The 18,109-nt window shown below is 73.9% G+C and carries 15 protein-coding genes; 4 read left to right on the top strand and 11 right to left on the bottom strand.

Annotation, left to right across the window (positions count from 1 at the left end; translation table 11 throughout):
- The first annotated feature begins 37 nt into the window (after positions 1 to 37).
- On the top strand, positions 38 to 691 hold the full coding sequence (locus CMS_RS07355; protein ID WP_012298861.1) for an HAD family hydrolase: 654 nt from the start codon (positions 38 to 40) through the stop codon (positions 689 to 691).
- Between the two features lie 39 nt (positions 692 to 730).
- Here the strand turns inward: CMS_RS07355 and prmC are convergent, their stop codons facing one another.
- The 3 genes from prmC to rho are packed head-to-tail and all read right to left on the bottom strand — an operon-like array spanning position 731 to position 5,265.
- A complete protein-coding gene (gene prmC, locus CMS_RS07350; RefSeq protein WP_012298860.1) occupies positions 731 to 1,606 on the bottom strand; it encodes a peptide chain release factor N(5)-glutamine methyltransferase in 876 nt (291 codons plus the stop codon).
- Between the two features lie 24 nt (positions 1,607 to 1,630).
- The gene (gene prfA, locus CMS_RS07345) at positions 1,631 to 2,710 is read right to left on the bottom strand and encodes a peptide chain release factor 1 (protein WP_012298859.1); all 1,080 of its coding nucleotides are present in this window, start codon (positions 2,708 to 2,710) and stop codon (positions 1,631 to 1,633) included.
- A 5-nt stretch (positions 2,711 to 2,715) separates the two neighbouring features.
- On the bottom strand, positions 2,716 to 5,265 hold the full coding sequence (gene rho / locus CMS_RS07340) for a transcription termination factor Rho (protein WP_012298858.1): 2,550 nt from the start codon (positions 5,263 to 5,265) through the stop codon (positions 2,716 to 2,718).
- A gap of 396 nt (positions 5,266 to 5,661) precedes the next feature.
- Here rho and CMS_RS16565 point away from each other — a divergent pair, with 396 nt between their 5' ends.
- Positions 5,662 to 6,624 carry an IS481-like element IS1121 family transposase gene (locus CMS_RS16565; RefSeq protein WP_012296866.1) on the top strand — a complete coding sequence of 321 codons (963 nt, stop codon included), beginning with the start codon at positions 5,662 to 5,664 and terminating at the stop codon, positions 6,622 to 6,624.
- 10 nt (positions 6,625 to 6,634) lie between these two features.
- On the opposite strand, the gene thrB is transcribed toward CMS_RS16565, so the two are convergent.
- The 6 genes from thrB to argS all read right to left on the bottom strand — a co-directional run bounded on the left by thrB (position 6,635) and on the right by argS (position 14,165).
- Positions 6,635 to 7,585, bottom strand: a complete 951-nt coding sequence (gene thrB / locus CMS_RS07330; protein WP_041464940.1) for a homoserine kinase — start codon at positions 7,583 to 7,585, stop codon at positions 6,635 to 6,637.
- 11 nt (positions 7,586 to 7,596) lie between these two features.
- The gene (thrC, locus tag CMS_RS07325) at positions 7,597 to 8,673 is read right to left on the bottom strand and encodes a threonine synthase (RefSeq protein ID WP_012298856.1); all 1,077 of its coding nucleotides are present in this window, start codon (positions 8,671 to 8,673) and stop codon (positions 7,597 to 7,599) included.
- Positions 8,673 to 10,004: a homoserine dehydrogenase gene (locus CMS_RS07320; RefSeq protein ID WP_012298855.1), complete on the bottom strand. Its 1,332-nt coding sequence runs from the start codon at positions 10,002 to 10,004 to the stop codon at positions 8,673 to 8,675. The genes thrC and CMS_RS07320 overlap by 1 nt, the downstream gene beginning before the upstream one ends.
- A complete protein-coding gene (locus CMS_RS07315; RefSeq protein ID WP_012298854.1) occupies positions 10,001 to 11,500 on the bottom strand; it encodes a diaminopimelate decarboxylase family protein in 1,500 nt (499 codons plus the stop codon). The genes CMS_RS07320 and CMS_RS07315 overlap by 4 nt, the downstream gene beginning before the upstream one ends.
- Positions 11,501 to 11,658: 158 nt before the next feature.
- A complete protein-coding gene (locus tag CMS_RS07310; protein ID WP_012298853.1) occupies positions 11,659 to 12,489 on the bottom strand; it encodes an LmeA family phospholipid-binding protein in 831 nt (276 codons plus the stop codon).
- An 11-nt stretch (positions 12,490 to 12,500) separates the two neighbouring features.
- Complete coding sequence (gene argS / locus CMS_RS07305) at positions 12,501 to 14,165, bottom strand: arginine--tRNA ligase (protein WP_012298852.1); 1,665 nt, start codon at positions 14,163 to 14,165, stop codon at positions 12,501 to 12,503.
- Between the two features lie 195 nt (positions 14,166 to 14,360).
- On the opposite strand from argS, the gene CMS_RS07300 reads away from it, so the two are divergent.
- The gene (locus tag CMS_RS07300) at positions 14,361 to 15,005 is read left to right on the top strand and encodes a hypothetical protein (protein WP_012298851.1); all 645 of its coding nucleotides are present in this window, start codon (positions 14,361 to 14,363) and stop codon (positions 15,003 to 15,005) included.
- A gap of 9 nt (positions 15,006 to 15,014) precedes the next feature.
- Here CMS_RS07300 and CMS_RS07295 read toward each other — a convergent pair whose 3' ends face one another.
- Together CMS_RS07295 and CMS_RS07290 are read right to left on the bottom strand one after the other, a co-directional pair.
- Positions 15,015 to 15,809, bottom strand: coding sequence for a transglutaminase-like domain-containing protein (locus CMS_RS07295; protein WP_012298850.1), 795 nt, complete (start codon positions 15,807 to 15,809; stop codon positions 15,015 to 15,017).
- A gap of 62 nt (positions 15,810 to 15,871) precedes the next feature.
- Positions 15,872 to 16,900: a LacI family DNA-binding transcriptional regulator gene (locus CMS_RS07290; protein ID WP_012298849.1), complete on the bottom strand. Its 1,029-nt coding sequence runs from the start codon at positions 16,898 to 16,900 to the stop codon at positions 15,872 to 15,874.
- A 171-nt stretch (positions 16,901 to 17,071) separates the two neighbouring features.
- Here CMS_RS07290 and CMS_RS07285 point away from each other — a divergent pair, with 171 nt between their 5' ends.
- On the top strand, positions 17,072 to 18,097 hold the full coding sequence (locus CMS_RS07285) for an asparaginase (protein WP_012298848.1): 1,026 nt from the start codon (positions 17,072 to 17,074) through the stop codon (positions 18,095 to 18,097).
- The last annotated feature ends 12 nt before the right edge of the window (positions 18,098 to 18,109 follow it).

Raw genomic sequence — 18,109 nt, 5'->3', positions numbered from 1 at the left:
GGATCCACGCCACGCCGACGCCCGCATACTGGGCCTCGTGACATCCGCGCCCCGCTCCCCCGGCCCCGCCGGCCTCCTGTTCGTGTTCGACATGGACGACGTGCTGTACGACCACGACTGGCGGGGGCCCGCCGACCGCATCACCGCGGCGACCGGGCACGACCTGCCCGAGCTGCGCCGCCGCTGGTACAACGACGAGGGCGAGTGGGCGGCGGAGGCGGGCCGCATCGACGCCGACTCCTACCTCGATGCGTTCTGCGCCGCGGTGGGCGTCGAGATGGACGAGGAGGAGTGGGTGCGCCGCCGCCGGGCCTCCATGACCGTGCGGCCGTCGGCGCTGGAGGCCGTGGCCCGGGCGCGGGAGGCCGGACGGATCACGCTGCTGACGAACAACAACGCGCTCGCCGCCCGGCACCTCCCGGAGCTCGCGCCCGAGCTGGTGCCGCTGTTCGGCGTCGAGCATCTGCGGACGTCGAGCGGGTACGGCGCCCGGAAGCCGGATCCCGCCGTGTTCCGCGGGGTGCTCGCCGCCTACGCGCAGCCGGCCGAGCGGACGTTCTTCGCGGACGACCGGCTCGACAACGTGGAGTCGGCGCGCGGTCTCGGGATCCACGGGCACCACGTGCGCGGAGAGGGGGACCTTCTGCCGGCGGTCGAGGCGTTCGTCCGGGCGCAGGCGCACGCGGGCTGAGCCGCGGCGCACGTCGACGGCGCGCCGGGCGTGTCCCGGTCAGCGCAGCGCGGTGGTCGCGCGGTCGCGGCGGGTGAGGTCCTGGTGCGTCGCGGTCGCGCGCCAGCCGTCGGCGTCGAGGAGGGCGCGGATCGCCTGGCCCTGCAGCTCGCCGTGCTCGATGACGAGCGCGCCACCCGGGTGGAGCAGCCGGCGCGCGGTCGTCGAGACGAGGCGCACGACGTCGAGGCCGTCGGCTCCGCCGTAGAGCGCGAGCGCGGGATCGTGCAGCCGCACCTCGGGATCGCGGGGGACGGCGTCGACCGGGATGTAGGGCGGGTTCGAGACGACGACGGACACGGTGCCGTCGAGCTCGGGGAAGGCGTCGGCGAGGTCACCGAGCCTGAGGTCGACGCGGGGCGCCAGGCGCTCCACGTTGCGGGCCGTCCACGCGTGTGCCTCGGGCGAGACTTCGATCGCGTGCACGCGCGCATGCGGCACCTCGGTCGCGAGCGCGAGGGCGAGCGCGCCGGATCCCGTGCCGAGGTCGACCGCGACGGGCGCGTCCCCGGGCGCGGCCGACAGCGCGTCGATCGCGAGCTGCGCCACGTGCTCCGTCTCGGGCCGCGGCACGAACACGCCGGGGCCCACGAGGAGCTCGAGCGAGCGGAAGTGCGCGACGCCCGTGATGTGCTGCAGCGGCTCGCGCCGTGCGCGCCGCGCGGTCAGCTCGAGGACGCGCTCGGCGTCCCGGGCGTCGACGGCCGCGCGTGTGATGGCGCGCGACTGCACCTGCCCCCGGGAGAGGCCGAGCACGTGCCCGACGAGGAGCTCGGCGTCGACTGCGGGATCACCGATGCCGGCGGCCGCGAGCACCTGGCCGACACGCATGCGGAGGGCGTCCACGGTACCGGGGACGCCCTCCTCGTCAGCCACGGGCGAGCGGGACGCGCGAGGGCGTCACGCGTCCGTCCCGAGCGCGTCGAGACGCGCCTCCTCGTCGGCCTGGATGCAGGACTCGACGACCGGGTCGAGGGCGCCGTCCATCACCGCGTCGAGGTTGTACGCCTTGTAGCCCGTGCGGTGGTCCGCGATGCGGTTCTCCGGGAAGTTGTACGTGCGGATGCGCTCGGACCGGTCCATCGTGCGGATCTGGCTGCGGCGCACGGCCGAGGCCTCCGCGTCGATCTCCTCCTGCTGCTTCGCGAGGACGCGCGCGCGCAGCACGCGCATGCCGGCCTCGCGGTTCTGCAGCTGGCTCTTCTCGTTCTGCATCGCGACCACGATGCCCGTGGGCAGGTGAGTGATGCGGACGGCGGAGTCGGTCGTGTTGACCGACTGGCCGCCGGGGCCGGACGAGCGGTACACGTCGATCTTGAGGTCGTTGGGGTCGAGGGGGACCTCCTCGACCTCCTCGACCTCCGGGATCACGAGCACGCCGGCCGCCGAGGTGTGGATGCGCCCCTGCGACTCGGTGGCGGGCACGCGCTGCACGCGGTGCACGCCGCCCTCGTACTTGAGGTGCGCCCACACACCGAGCGCGGGGTCGTCGGACGTGCCCTTGATGGCGACCTGGACGTCCTTGTACCCGCCGAGGTCGCTCTGCGTCTGGCTGAGCACCTCGGTCTTCCAGCGTCGCGACTCGGCGTAGTGCAGGTACATGCGGAGCAGGTCGGCGGCGAACAGCGCGCTCTCGGCGCCGCCCTCCCCCATCTTGATCTCCATGATGACGTCACGCGCGTCGTCGGGGTCGCGCGGGATCAGGAGCCGCCGGAGCTTCTCCTGCGCCTGGTCCAGCTGCTCCTCGAGGCCGGGGATCTCGTCGACGAACGCCGGGTCCTCCTCGGCCAGCTCGCGCGCGGCGGCCAGGTCGTCGCCGAGCTGGGTCCACTCCGCGTGCGCGGCGACGATCCGGCTCAGCTCCGCGTAGCGGCGGTTGACCTTGCGCGAGCGCGACGCGTCGGCGTGCAGCTCGGGGTCGCCGAGCTGCTGCTGGAGCTCCTCGTGCTCCTCCAGGAGCTGGACGACGGACTCGAACACCTCGGTCAGCCCTTCTCGTGCGCGCCGTGCCCGTGGCTCTGGTGGGACACGCCGTTGCCGGTGTTGGGCATGGAGGCCTGGACCTTCATCAGGAACTCGACGTTGGACGTCGTCTCCTTCAGGCGGCTGAGGACGATCTCGAGGGCCTGCTGCTGCTCGAGCCCGGCGAGGGCGCGGCGCAGCTTCCAGGTGACCTTGACCTCGTCGGCGCCCATGAGCATCTCCTCGCGGCGCGTGCCGGAGGCGTTGACGTCGACGGCGGGGAAGATCCGCTTGTCGGCGAGGGCGCGCGAGAGGCGGAGCTCCATGTTGCCGGTGCCCTTGAACTCCTCGAAGATGACCTCGTCCATCTTGGATCCGGTCTCCACGAGCGCCGTGGCGAGGATCGTGAGCGATCCGCCGTGCTCGATGTTGCGCGCGGCGCCGAAGAAGCGCTTCGGCGGGTAGAGCGCCGACGAGTCGACGCCGCCCGAGAGGATCCGGCCCGACGCGGGTGCCGCGAGGTTGTACGCGCGGCCGAGGCGGGTGATGGAGTCGAGCAGCACGACCACGTCGTGGCCGAGCTCCACGAGGCGCTTGGCGCGCTCGATGGCGAGCTCGGCGACCGTGGTGTGGTCCTCGGCGGGACGGTCGAAGGTGGAGGCGATGACCTCGCCCTTCACCGTGCGCTGCATGTCGGTGACCTCCTCGGGACGCTCGTCGACCAGCACGACCATGAGGTGGACCTCGGGGTTGTTGGTGGCGATGGCGTTCGCGATGGCCTGGAGCACGAGCGTCTTGCCGGCCTTGGGCGGCGAGACGATGAGGCCGCGCTGGCCCTTGCCGATCGGCGACACGAGGTCGATGATCCGCGTGGTGAGCTTCGCGGGCTCGGTCTCGAGGCTGAGGCGGTCCTGCGGGTACAGCGGCGTGAGCTTGCCGAACTCGACGCGGTTCGCGGCCTCCTCGGGCGGCAGGCCGTTGACCGAGTCGATCTTCACGATCGCGTTGTACTTCTGGCGGCTCTGGCTGTCGTTGTCGCGCGGCTGGCGGATGGCGCCGACGATGGCGTCGCCCTTGCGCAGCGAGTGCTTCTTGACCTGGCCGAGGGAGACGTAGACGTCGTTCGTGCCGGGCAGGTAGCCGCTCGTGCGGACGAACGCGTAATTGTCGAGCACGTCGAGGATGCCCGCGACGGGCAGGAGGACGTCGTCCTCGGTGACCTCAGGCTCGAAGTCGTCGCCGCCCTGGCCGCGGCCGCGCTTGCGGTCGCGGTACCGGCTGCGGCCGCCGCGGTCGTCGTCGCGGCCGAGGTCGGCGCGGGCCTGGTCGGCGCGCACGTCCTGCTGGCGGTCGCCCTGGCCGCGGCTGTTCTGGCGCTGGCGACCCGTGCGGGCCTCCTCCTGCGCCTCGTCGTCGGCGTCGGGCTCGCGGGGGGCCTGCTCGCGCGGGGCCTGGTCGCGGCCGTTCTGCTGCTGGTCGTCCTGGTCGCGTCCGCGGTCGCGGTTGCGGCGGTTGCGGCTGCGGTTGCGGCCGCCCTCGCGACCCTCGCGGCCCTGGTCGTCGCGGCGTCCGCCCTGGTCGTCGGCGTCGCGGTCGTCGCGCTGGCGGTCGTCGCGCTGGCGGTCGGCCGGCTCGGACGCGGCGGGGGTCTCGTCGGCGTCCGGGGTGGCAGGTGCGTCCTGCGCGGCGCCGCGGTCGGCGCCGTCCTGGGCGTCGCGTCCGCCGCGGCGGCGGCCGCGGCCGGAGCGCTGCGCGGGGGCCTGCTCCTCGGCGGGCGCGTCGGCGGCAGCGGACGCGTCGGCGGCGGGCGCCTGCGGGTTGGCCTGCGCGTCGGCGGGGACGAGCTGGTCGGCCGTCTGGCCGCTGTTCACGTGCTGCGCGGCCTGGCGCGGGGCCTCGGCCGCGGGGTCCACGACGCCGGAGCTCGTGGCACGGCGGGATCCGCGGCCGGAGCGCGCGGGCGCCTCGGTCCGGGGCGCCTGCGTGGCGGCCGGCGCGCTGCCGCTCGTCGCCTCGGCGATGCGGGCCTCCAGGCCGGTGCCAGCGGGCTCCGCGGCGGGCGCCTCGATGGTCTCGGCGATGCGCTCGGGCACGATGCGGGCGGTGCTGGCGCGGCGGGAGCCGCGGCCGGCGCGCGCGGGCTGCTCGGCCGGGGCGTCGGCGGCGGGGGCCTCGGCGGGGGTCGTGTCCGCGGGGGTCGTGTCCGCGGCGGGCGCGGCGGCCGCGGCCGGGGCGGCGTCGGCGTCGGCGACGACGGGCTCCGAGGCGGGGGCCTCCTCGACGGGCGCGGAGGGCTCGGAGGGCTCCACGGCTGCGGGGGCCGCGTCGCCGGCCTCGGCGGGCGCGGTGGCCTCGGGGGCCGTCTCGGCCGCCGGGGCGGTGATGCCCCGTGCTGCCTGGATCTCGGAGATCGCGGTCACGAGCTCGCCCTTCCGGAGCTTGGAGCCGCCCGGGATCCCGAGCTCGGAGGCGATGGCCTGGAGCTGGGAGACGCGGAGCGCGTTCAGGTCCGCGGTGGTGGCGCGGAGCGCGTTCAGGTCCGCGGTGGTGGCGCGGGTGTCGACATCGGTCATGTTCGTGGGTCCTTTCCCCGATCCGGCGGGACGAAGCCCGTGCGGAGGAGAGCCGATCGCGTGTGTCTCTGCGAGAGCGGCGGACGGTCTGATTCCGTCCGGAGCTGCTGTCGGGCACGGAGGCACGGGATCGTGCAGAGACGACAGCGGGTGAGTGGTGAGGAACGACCACCGGGACCGGATCTCCGACGCTCGTGCGTGGATCCGTTGATTCCGGGGCCGAGCAGAGCCTAGCACCCGGCGCCCCGCCCGCGAGGGGAACGGCGCGCCGGGTGCGGTGACCCGCGCGATCCGGCTAGCTGTACTCGGCCATGACGTTGGTGACACTTCGGGGCGTGTGAAGAGGCCTCCTGGCTTGATGGAGCTGTTCAGTTCAACCATCGCCAGGAGGCCTCGATGTCCCACGGTAATGCTCGTCTGACGGTTCACGGGAGGGTTCTCCTCGTGCGGCGGGTGGTGGAGGATCGTCGGCCGGTCGCGCACGTCGCGCGGGAGCTGGGGGTGTCGCGGCAGTGCGCGCATCGATGGGTGAACCGGTTCCGTGCCGAGGGGCTGCGAGGGCTGACGGATCGGTCATCGCGGCCCCGGTCAGTACCGAGGCGAACGAGCCCGGAGCGGGAACGGGCCGTGCTGGAAGCGCGGGCCCAGTTGCGGGCGGGTCCTGCGCGGCTGGCGCCGGTGACAGGTGTTCCATCCCGTACGATCTCCCGCATCCTGCGCCGGCACGGGGCGCCGCCGTTGGCATGGTTGGACCCCGTCACCGGGGCCGTGATCCGGGCATCCCGGTCAACGGCGCACCGGTATGAGCACGAGCATCCGGGTGATCTGATCCACGTGGACGTGAAGAAGCTCGGGAGGATCCCGGACGGAGGCGGCTGGCGGGTCCACGGGCGCAGCGAGCAGGTCCGCGGCCGCGGGATCGGGTTCGATTACGTCCATGCCGCGGTCGATGACCACACCCGTCTCGCCTACGCGGAGATCCATCCCGATGAGAAAGGCGCGACCGCGGCCGGGTTCCTGACCCGCGCAGCGGCGTACTTCGCCGGGCGCGGGATCACCCGGATCGAGCGGGTCATCACGGACAACGCGTTCGCCTACCGGCACTCGACCGCGTTCAAGAACGCCGTCCAGGACCTGGGCGCGCGGCAGAAGTTCATCCGCCCGCACTGCCCCTGGCAGAACGGCAAGGTCGAGCGCTTCAACCGGACCCTCGCGACCGAGTGGGCCTACCGGCAACCCTTCACCAGCAACCAACACCGCGCCGACGCGCTTGACCCCTTCATCGAGCACTACAACACTGAACGAATCCACTCAAGCCACGGGCTCACGCCCGCGGCCCGAGTGTCACCAACGTCATGACCCAGTACACCTAGGCGGCGGGCGCGGATCCCCCGTCGACGACCTGGACGGTCGCGCCCTTGACGTCGACGGCGAGCATGAGGGCCGTCCACGGCGTGGCGCTGTTCCCGGCGACGAGCTCGGCGGCCGTGAGGCGCTGGCCCGGGTCGCTGCCGAGCACGAGGAGCGACGGCCCCGCCCCCGAGACGACGGCCGCGTAGCCGCGCTCGCGGAGCAGGTGGACGAGCTCGTTGGTCTCGGGCATCGCGGCGGCGCGGTAGTCCTGGTGCAGCCGGTCCTCGGTGGCCGCGAGCAGCAGCTCGGGGCTCTGGATGAGGGCCGCGATGAGCAGCGCCGAGCGCGAGACGTTGAAGATCGCGTCCTCGTGCGGCACCGACTCCGGCTGCAGGCTGCGGGCGAGCGCCGTGGACATGGTCGCGACCGGCACGAGCACGAGCGGCGAGACGCCGCGGTGCACGGCGAGCTTCTTGTGCTGCGGGCCCTTGCCGTCGACCCACGCGATGGTGAGGCCGCCGAAGAGCGCAGGCGCGACGTTGTCGGGGTGGCCCTCCATCTCGGTGGCGAGGCGGAGGAGCACGTCGGCGTCGATCTCGACCGTGCCGGCGAGCAGGCCCTGGGCCGCCATGATCCCGGACACGATGGCCGCGCCCGAGGAGCCGAGGCCGCGGCCGTGCGGGATCCGGTTCTCCGCGACGAGGTCGAGGCCCGGCATCGGCTGGTCGAACGCGGCGAACGTGTGCGCGATGGCCGTCACGACGAGGTTCGTCTCGTCGGTCGGCACCTCGCCCGCGCCCACGCCGCGGACGTCAACCGTGGCGCCGGGCGCGTCGCGCACCGTCACGGTGAGGTCGTCGTACAGCGCGAGCGCGAGGCCGAGGGTGTCGAAGCCGGGGCCGAGGTTGGCGCTCGTCGCGGGCACGCGCACGTGCACGCGCCGTCCGGTCGCGAGCGCCGAGGGCATCGGACCGTCGGTCACGACGCGACCAGGTCGAGCACGCCTGCGATCTCCGCCACGTCGGTGCCCACGCTCGTGGGGGCGACGTCGGATCCGTCCGCGGTGCGGAGCGCCCACTGCGGGTCCTTGAGGCCGTGGCCCGTGACCGTGAGGACGACCGTCGCGCCCTTCGGGATCTGCCCGGCCTCGGCGCGCTCGAGGAGCCCGGCGACGCTGATGGCCGACGCGGGCTCGACGAAGATGCCGACCTCGGCCGACAGGATGCGATGCGCCTCGAGGATCTTGGCGTCCGAGACCGCGCCGAAGTAGCCGTCGGTGAGCAGCTGCGCCTCGAGGGCGAGCTTCCACGAGGCGGGGTTGCCGATGCGGATCGCGCTGGCGATCGTGTCGGGGTCCTTCACGATGGCCCCGTCGACGATGGGCGCGCTGCCGGCGGCCTGGAAGCCGAACATGCGCGGCAGCTTCGTGGCGTTGCCCGCCTCGAGGTCCTCGCGGTAGCCGCGCGTGTACGCGGTGTAGTTGCCCGCGTTGCCGACGGGGATGAGGTGGAAGTCCGGCGCGTCGCCCAGCACCTCGACGACCTCGAAGGCGCCCGTCTTCTGGCCCTCGATGCGGTCGTTGTTGACGCTGTTGACGAGGTGCACCGGGTAGTTGGCGCTGAGCTCGCGCGCGATGTCAAGGCAGTCGTCGAAGTTGCCGCGCACCTGGAGCAGCTGGGCGTCGTGGGCGACGGCCTGGCTGAGCTTGCCCATCGCGATCTTGCCCTCGGGCACGAGCACGGCGGCCGTGATGCCCGCGTGCGTCGCGTACGCCGCGGCCGAGGCCGACGTGTTGCCGGTCGACGCGCAGATCACCGCCTTCGCGCCGTGCTCGACGGCCTTCGAGATGGCCATCGTCATGCCGCGGTCCTTGAAGGACCCGGTCGGGTTCATGCCCTCGTACTTGACCCACACCTTCGCGCCCGTGCGGGCGGAGAGCGCCGGCGCGGGGATGAGCGGCGTGCCGCCCTCACCGAGGGTGATGATCGGGGTGGCGTCCGTGACGTCGAGGCGGTCGGCGTATTCGCGGAGCAGTCCGCGCCATTGGTGGGCCATCAGGCTCCTTCTACTCGGAGGACGCTCGCGACTGCCGTCACCGCGTCGAGGTTCGAGACCGCGTCGACGGTGGCCCGGAGGGCCGCGTCGGTGGCGCGGTGCGTGCCGATCACCAGGCTAGCGGTGGGCCGGGCGCCCGCCCCTCCCGCCACGGGGGCCTGATGCGTCGTCTGCTCGAGCGTCTCCACGGAGACGCCGTGCTCGCTGAACAGCTGCGCGATGCGGGCGAGCACGCCCGGCTCGTCCGCCACCTGCAGCGTGATCTGGTACTGGGTCGTGATCGCGCCCACGGGCAGCGTCTCGAGGTCGGCGTGCGTCGACTCTGCGACGCCCGGGCCGCCGACGACGTGGCGGCGCGCGGTCGAGACGACGTCGCCGAGGACGGCGGACGCGGTCTGCACTCCCCCGGCGCCCGCGCCGTAGAACATGAGGTCGCCGGCGGCCTCGGCCTCGACGAAGACGGCGTTGTTCGCGCCGTGCACCGCGGCGAGCGGGTGGTCGCGCGGCACGAGCGCCGGGTAGACGCGGGCCGAGACGCCGTCGCGGCCGGTGGCGGGATCCGTGAGGCGCTCGCAGATGGCGAGCAGCTTGATCACGTAGCCGGCCTTGCGCGCCGAGTCGAACTGCGCGGACGAGAGGCCCGTGATGCCCTCGCGGTGCACGGCCTCGACCGGCACGCGCGTGTGGAAGGCGAGGCTCGCGAGGATGGCGGCCTTCTGCGCGGCGTCGTAGCCCTCGATGTCGGCCGTCGGATCCGCCTCCGCGTACCCGAGCTCGGTGGCCGTCGCGAGGGCCTCGTCGAAGCCGAGCCCGTGGGTGTCCATCTCGTCGAGGATGTAGTTGGTCGTGCCGTTGACGATGCCGAGGATCCGCTCGACCCGGTCGCCCGCGAGGCTGTCCCGCAGCGGCCGGATGATGGGGATCGCGCCCGCCACCGCGGCCTCGTAGTAGAGCTGCGCGCCGACCTGCTCGGCTGCCTCGAAGAGCTCGGGTCCGTGGGTCGCCAGCAGCGCCTTGTTGGCCGTGACGACGTCGGCGCCGGAGGAGATGGCCGCGAGGATGTGGGCGCGCGCCGGCTCGATTCCGCCCATCAGCTCGATGACGATGTCGGCCCCGAGGATGAGCGACTCCGCGTCCGTCGTGAGCAGCTCGCGCGGCACCGACGGGTCGCGCGGCGCATCCGCGTCGCGCACCGCGATGCCCACGAGCTCGAGCCGGGCGCCCACGCGCTGCGCCAGCTCGTCGCCGTGCTCCCGCATGAGGCGCGCCACCTGGGTGCCGACCGAGCCGCAGCCCAGCAGGGCGACGCGCAGGTTCCGGTACTCGATCATCGTGCTCCGTTCACGTCGGGGGATGCGGCCGCTGGCGTGCCGAGGTCGCGCGCCAGCAGGTCGGCCTCGGTCTCGCCGCGCACGATGACGCGCGCCTCGCCGTCGCGCACGGCGACGACGGGTGGACGGCCGATCCAGTTGTAGTTGCTCGCGAGCGCCCAGCAGTAGGCGCCCGTCGCGGGGACGGCGAGGAGGTCGTGGGGGCGGACGTCGCCCGGCAGGTAGTCGGCGAGGACGACGAGGTCGCCGCTCTCGCAGTGCTTCCCGGCGATGCGCACGAGCGCGGGATCCGCATCGGACGCCCGGCCCGCGATGCGCACCGAGTAGTCGGCGCCGTAGAGGGCGGGGCGCGCGTTGTCGCTCATGCCGCCGTCGACGCTCACGTAGCGGCGGACGGCGGTCTCGGCCTCCTCTGCGACGCGCGCGTCCTCGACGTCGCCCGTCGCGGAGGAGGCCTCGGCGACCTCGCCGTCGACGCCTCCGACGGTCACGAGCACGTCCTTGACCGTGCCGACCGCGTAGAGCGTGGCGGTGGAGGGGCCGACGATGCTGCGGCCGGGCTCGACCGCGATGACGGGCGCCGGGATCCCCCGCCTGCCGCACTCGTCGCCGACGATGCGCGCGAGCCGCCGGGCGATCTCGGGCACGGGTACGGGCCGGTCGACCGACGTGTACGCGATGCCGAAGCCGCCGCCGAGGTTGAGCTCGGGGACGGGGCCGTCGGCGAGCAGGCGCTCGTGCAGGTCGAGCAGGCGGCGGGCGGACTCGACGAAGGCGTCGGTCTCGAAGATCTGGCTGCCGATGTGCGCGTGCAGGCCCGTGAAGGAGAGGGACGCGTGGGAGCGGATCCGCGCGACGACGCCCGGCGCGTCCTGGAGCGTGATCCCGAACTTCTGGTCCTCGCGCGCCGTGGCGAGGTACTCGTGCGTGTGGGCGTGCACGCCGCTGTTCACGCGGAGCCGCACGGGCTGGACGCGTCCGTGCGCGGCGGCCGCGGCGGCGATGCGCTCGACCTCGACCCGGCTGTCGACGACGATCTGCCCGATCCCGGCGCCCACCGCCCGGTCGATCTCGGCGACCGACTTGTTGTTGCCGTGGAAGCCGAGGCGGGCGGGATCCGCGCCGGCCGCGAGCGCGACCGCCAGCTCGCCGCCGGAGCAGACGTCGATGTGGAGGCCCTCCTCCACCATCCAGCGCGCGACCTCGATGCTGAGGAACGCCTTGCCCGCGTAGTAGACGCGGGCGCTCGTCCCGACGGCGGCGGCCTCGCGCGCGAACGCCGCGAGGGTCTCGGCGGCGCGGGAGCGGACGTCGTCCTCGTCCATCACGTAGAGCGGCGTGCCGAAGCGCGCGGCGAGCTCGGTGGCGGGGACGCCCGCGATGCGGATGGCGCCGTCGTCGCCGCGGGCGGTGCCGCGGGACCAGACCGCGGGATCCAGCGCGTTCGCGTCGTCGGGCGGCCGCAGCCAGGACGGGGCCAGCGGGTTCGCGGTCACTCGGTCACCTCTTCGGGCGCGGGGGCGGACGTGCGGGATGGCGAGCGGACCCGGTGTGGTCCCTGGAGCCGTGAGGGGGGGCGGTGCGTCCGATCCTACCGAGGCCGGACCGGGCCCCCGCCCATGTGACGGCGGCCGCCGCGGAGCGGGCCCACCCGCTAGCCGCAGCTGCCGGTGACGCCCAGCGAGTCGCGCGTCAGCTTCACCGAGGAGGACTGCACGGTCATCGACGTGCGCCCGTCGGCGACGGTGACGTCCTGCACCTGGACGCCCGCGGGCAGGTACTGCGCGACGCACACGGGGTACGTGATGTCGCGGATCCCCTGGATGGTCTGCGCGAGGTCGACCTTCAGCGATCCCGCCTGGAGCTCGACCTGGGCGGGCGTGATGACGATGGTGGAGCCGTCGCGCAGCTCGGGCGTCGCCTCGACGGTGTAGCCGAGTGTGAGGCCGAGGACCCGCGTGGACCCGGAGTAGCCGAGCGTCCCGTCGCCGAAGCGCAGGTCGAGCGGCGTGCCGGCTGTCTTGGCGAGCAGGGCGCTCGCGGGGGCCTGGTCCATCGACACGGTCGCGACCACGTCGCCCACGGTGCGCTCCTGGTCGGTGGGCACGTCGGTCGCGACGATGTGCGCCTGGAAGGGCGTCCCGTCGGCCTGGAGGTTCGGCCCGTCGAGCACCACGCGGTCGAGCGTGCCGCGGATGAGCTGCGGGATGACCCAGTCGCCCTCGATCGAGACGTCGACGCGCCCGGTGATCTGCCCGGGCAGCTGGTCCGCGATCTGCTTCTCGGCCTGGTCCTGGGCGACGCCGCGGACGGTCTGGTCGATGATCCGCAGCCCGAACGCGAGCCCGACGCCGATGACGGCGAGCACGAGCAGCCAGATGAACACGGTGCCGCCGCGCGGGCCGCGACGGCGCCTTCGGGCCTCCCGCGGATCCCGCCGCTCGGGCGCCTCGAAGACCTCGGTGCCCTGGAAGCGCCCCGACATGATCCGCTCCCCTACATGCGCTCGGGGGCCGAGACGCCCACGAGGTTTAGTCCGTTGGCGACGACCTGCCGGACCGCGTCGTTCAGCCACAGGCGCGTGCGGTGCAGGTCGGTGACCTCCTCGTCGCCGCGCGGGACGACCCGGCAGCTGTCGTACCAGCGATGGTAGGAGCCCGCGAGCTCCTCCACGTAGCGCGCGACCCGGTGCGGCTCGCGCAGCTCGGCCGCCTGGGCGACGATGCGCGGGAACTCCTGGAGGAGGCCGAGCAGCGCCGACTCGGTGGGGTGCGTGAGCAGCTCGGGCGCGAAGGCCGAGCGGTCGACGCCCGACGCGGCCGCGTTGCGGTCGACGGCGCACGTGCGCGCATGGGCGTACTGCACGTAGAAGACGGGGTTGTCGTTGGTGCGCTTGCCGAGGACCGCGAGGTCGATGTCGAGGTTCTGGTCGGCGGAGGAGCGCACGAGCGCGTAGCGGCCGGCGTCGACCCCCACCGCGTCCACCAGGTCGTCGAGCGTGACGATGGTGCCGGCGCGCTTGCTCATCCTCACGGGCTCGCCGTCGCGCAGGAGGTTGACCATCTGGCCGATAAGGATCTGCAGGTTGACGCCCGGGGTGTCGCCGAACGCCTCGACCATGGCCATCATGCGGCCGACGTAGCCGTGGTGGTCGGCCCCCAGCATGATGATGTTCTGCTCGAAGCCGCGCTCGCGCTTGTCGAGGTAGTAGCCGAGGTCGCCGGAGATGTAGGCGGGCTCGCCCGTGGAGCGGATGACGACGCGGTCGCGGTCGTCGCCGAACGTGGTGGTGCGCAGCCAGATCGCGCCGTCCTCCTCGAAGACGTGCCCGAGCTCCGTGAGGCGCGCGATCGCGCGGTCGACGGCGCCGGACTCGTGCAGGGAGTCCTCGTGGAAGAACACGTCGAAGTCCACGCCGAAGTCGTGCAGCTTCTGCTTGATCTCGCCGAACATCAGCTCGGTGCCGCTCTTGCGGAACACCTCCTGCTGCGCTTCGCGGGTGAGGGCGTCGATGTCGCCCTCGTACCCCTCCACCACGCGCTCGGCGATCTCGCCGATGTAGGCGCCGCCGTAGCCGTCCTCGGGGGTCTCCTCGCCGAGGTGGCTCGCGAGGAGGCTGCGTGCGAAGCGGTCGATCTGGGATCCGTGGTCGTTGAAGTAGTACTCGCGCGTGACGTCCGCGCCCTCGGCCTGCAAGATGCGCGCGAGGCTGTCGCCGACCGCGGCCCAGCGCACGCCGCCGAGGTGGATGGGGCCGGTCGGGTTCGCGGAGACGAACTCCAGGTTGATGCGGATCCCCTCGAGCGAGTGCCCTCGGCCGTAGGCGGGGCCGGACTCGACGATGGTGTGCGCGAGGGCACCCGCCGCCGCCGCCTCGAGCGTGATGTTGATGAAGCCGGGACCCGCGACGTCGACCTTCGCGACCTGCGGCAGCTCGCCGAGCGCCTTGGCGATGTCGGCGGCGATGGTGCGCGGGCTCTCGCCCAGCGGCTTGGCGATGCGCATGGCGATGTTGGTGGCCCAGTCGCCGTGATCCCGGTTGCGCGGGCGCTCGAGCACGACCATGTCGGGGCTGAGCGCGATGGCGTCGCCACCCGGTCGTCGTCCTGCCGTCCGGGCCACGATCTCGAACAGGGCGCCGGTCAGGTCAGGGGTCGTCATGGGGATCGATCCTACCGGCGGGCGCGACCGGCCCCACCCGACCCGCGCGTCCGCGCGACGTCCCACGCACCGGGACCGTCCCAGCGGGGCACCTACCGGTCTCGGTAGGGTGTCGATCCCGCCTCCCGCACGTGGCACGACGCCGCGCGCCGAGCGTCGCACCCGCGGCGCGCCCGGATCCGAAGGAGCACCACCATGCCCGCCCGCCTCCCCGCGCCCACCCGGCCCCGCATCGCCCGCTCCCTCCCCGCCACGGCGGCCGCCGGCATCGCGGTGGCCATGCTCCTCGCCGGCTGCTCGAACCCCGCACCCCTCCAGCCCGCGACGCCCGCCCCGTCCGCGAGCGCCGGCGGCGGGCAGGCGCAGGGCGGCGGATCCGGCACCGGGCCGAGCGCCTCCCCCACGCCCGCGCCGCCCAAGGGCACCCCGGTGACGACCACGTGCGACCAGCTGCTGCCGGACCTCGCAAAGTTCGGCCCCGGCTTCGCGAGCGAGGCGCTCCCGGCCGACACCTCGACGGACGGCCTGCGCGCCGACGTCCTCACGATGCAGGGCATCGCCTGCGCCTTCCGGTCGTCCGACGGCACCGCGGTCGAGATCGACGTGGCGCAGCCCGTGGCGGCGGAGCTGCAGTCGCGGCGCGACGCGGCCATCCTCCTGGCCGACCCGATCGCCGGCTACCCGTCGGGCGTCGAGGCGTACTTCGAGCTGCAGGACGCCATCGGCGTCGCCACCATCTACTCGTCGAAGCACATGGTCGTCATGCGCTCGGCGTCGTTCTACGAGCCGGGCGACCACGCCGACCTCGGCAACGCGGTCTTGAAGACCGTCGGCGGCTGATCCGACCCGTCAGCCGAGGCGCACGGGCGCGGCCACGTCGTCGACCGGCAGCTCGTCGACCGTGGCCATCACCTCTATGCGCGAGATGGTCACGAGGCTCCGCGTGTTGGTGAGGAACGCGGTGTCGGAGGCGTGACGACCCGTGGAGATCCGCAGCAGGCTCTGCCGGGGTGCGAGCCCGGTGGCGTCCACCACATGCCACGCGCCGTCGACCCACGCCTCGGCGACCGCGTGGAAGTCCATGGGGCTGAGGCCCGGCGCGTAGACCGCAGCCAGCCGCGCGGGCACGTCGAGCGCCCGGAGCATGGCGATCACGAGGTGGGCGTAGTCGCGGCAGACCCCGCGGCGGGCGAGCAGGGTGCGGACGGCGCCGTCGGTGGGGAGGCTGGAGCCCGGCGCGTACCGCAGGGACTCCGCGACGAACTCGCGCACGGCGGCGAGGAGCGGGAGGCCGTCGAGGCCGCGGAACTCGCCGCGTGCCGTGGGGAAGAGCGTGTCCGACTCGCAGTAGCGGCTCGGGCGGCGGTAGATCCAGAGGTCGACGTCGTCGACGGGCGCGGGGTCGCGGCGGCCCGTGACCGTGGCGCGGTACTCCATCGTCAGGACGCCCGCGCCGGTCGTCAGGACGTGCAGCCGGGTGTCGTGCCGGTCGACCACCTCGGTCGCCTCGATCGGCCGGCCGCCGAGGGCGAAGGAGAGGTGCTCGGACGCGATCTCCGCGCCCCGGGCCACGGCGACCGCGAAGGCCATCTCGCTCTCGCCGGATACCTGCAGCTCGAGCATGGAGGAGACGTCGCGGCGCATGCGTCCATCGTGGCATCGGATCCGCCCCGCCCGGTCCGCCCCCCCCCGGCACGCGCCGGCGCTCAGCCCGGGTGCGGCCCCGTCGAGGCGCGCGCCACGAGGGTCGGCTCGAGCAGCCGGGAGGCGGCGTCCCGGCCGTCGACGAGCGCGAGCAGGGTCTCCAGCGCGAGCCGCCCCATCTCGTGCACGGGCGAGCGCACGCTCGTCAGCCCGATGGATCCGGACGCCGCGAGCGGGGTGTCGTTGTAGCCGACCAGCGCGACGTCGTCGGGCACGGACAGGCCCGCGTCGCGGAGCGCCCCCATGGCGCCGATCGCCGCGAAGTCGTTGGTCGCGAAGAGCGCGTCGGGCGCGTGCCCGGCGCGCAGCACCTCCTCGGTCGCCTCCCGGCCGGCCGCGGCGTCGAAGCCCCGCTGGATCACGCGCTCGGCCGGCACGGGCATCCCGGCCTCGGCGTACGCGTCGAGGAAGCCGCGCGTGCGGTCGACCGCTGTGGAGGCGAACGACATCCCCGCGAGGACGGCCGGCCGGGTGCGTCCCCGGGCGATGAGGTGCTCGGCGGCCAGGCGCCCGCCCGCGACGTCGTCGCACGTGACGGCCACGTGGTCGCCGCGGCGGCGCGAGACGAGCACGAACGGCACGCCCTCTTCCGCGAGCTCGTCGAGCAGCGGGTCGTCGAGGTGGGCGTCGCCGAAGATCATGCCGTCGACCCGGCGGTCGAGCATGCTGCGGGTGCGGCTGCGCTGGAGGTCCGGCCGGTCGAGGCTGTTCGTCACGAACGTGGAGATGGCGCGCTCGGTCGCCGCCTCGTCGATGCCCTCGTACACGGTGGCGAGCACGTAGTCCTGGAGGCGCGGGACGAGGACGCCGACGAGGTCGGAGCGGGAGGTGCGCAGGCTCGCGGCATGCGGGTTCCGCCGATAGCCGCTGCGCTCGGCGATGTCGCGGATGGCGGCGACGGTCTCGGGGCCGGCCCAGCGACCGGGGTGCTCCTCGCGGGAGTTGAGCACGCGGGAGACAGTGGTGATGCTGACCCCGGCGAGCTCCGCGATCATGCGCTGCGTGGTGGGCGGCCGGCGCTTCTGGGTCACTCGTGGCTCCTCACCCGGATCAGCATGGCACAGCGTCGCGCACCGCCACGCTGGCGACCCGTTGCACGCCGCCGAGCCGTCCGCGGGGAAACATCCCCGCAACAGGACGGCAACGTGATCGTTCGACGCAAACCATTGACGCAATCGTTTGTGCATCGCAGGATCGTCCGCATGCCCCACGTCCTCGTGCTCGCCACCGGCGGGACCATCTCCTCGCGCACGCGCGCCGACGGATCCGCGGTCGCCGCCGATCCGGCCGAGCGCCTGCTCGGATCCGTGCCCGCCCTCCCGCCCGGCGTCACCGTCGCCACGCGCGACGTCCTCCGGGTCAACTCGTTCGCGCTGACGCACGGCGACCTCCGCACCATCGCGGACGCGGTCACCGAGGCGCTCGCGCGCGACGACGTGGACGGCGTGGTCATCACGCACGGCACGGACACGCTCGAGGAGACGGCGTTCCTCCTCGACCTCGTGACCCGCGACCCGCGGCCGGTGGTGCTCACGGGCGCCCAGCGCTCGGCCGACGACCCGGCGGGCGACGGACCGGGGAACCTGCGCGACGCCATCGTCGTCGCCGCATCGTCGGAGGCGCGCGGGGCCGGCGTGCTCGCCGTGTTCGCCTCGCGCATCCTCGCGGCCGACGGCCTCGTGAAGGCCCGCACGCTGGATCCCGACGCCTTTGCCGCCCGCGACGGCGTGCCGCTCGGCCGCGTGGTCGGCGACGACGTCCGCATGACCGCCCGGCCGCGTGCGCTCCCCGTCCTGCACGCGCCCACTCCCCGCTTCGACCGGATCCGCGTGGACTGCGTCAGCGTCCACCCCGGCGCCGACGCCGTGCTCTTCCGGGCCGCGATCGCCGCAGGCGCCGCCGGCGTCGTCGTCATCGGGACGGGCGCCGGCAACGCGAACCGCTCGCTCGTGCCGGCGATCGAGGCGGCCGTCGACGCCGGCGTCCTCGTCGCGCTCGGCACGCGCGTGGCCGAGGGGCCGGTGGCCGCGATCTACGGCGAGGGCGGCGGGGCCGACGCCGTCCGCGCCGGCGCCGTGCCGATCGGCCGCCTCTCCGTGGCGCAGGCCCGGATCCTCGTGGCGCTCCTCCTCGACCACCACCCCGCTGACGAGGCGCGCCGCCTGCTGGCCGCCGCCGCCGACCCCGAGACCCGCACCACCACCCCGGCCGGCGCCCTGCCTGCCTGACCCATCACCCGA

The organism is Clavibacter sepedonicus, from assembly GCF_000069225.1.
Classification (GTDB): Bacteria; Actinomycetota; Actinomycetes; order Actinomycetales; family Microbacteriaceae; genus Clavibacter; species Clavibacter sepedonicus.
The sequence above is the reverse complement of the archived record's forward strand: the minus strand, read 5'-3'. Positions and strand labels throughout refer to the sequence as shown.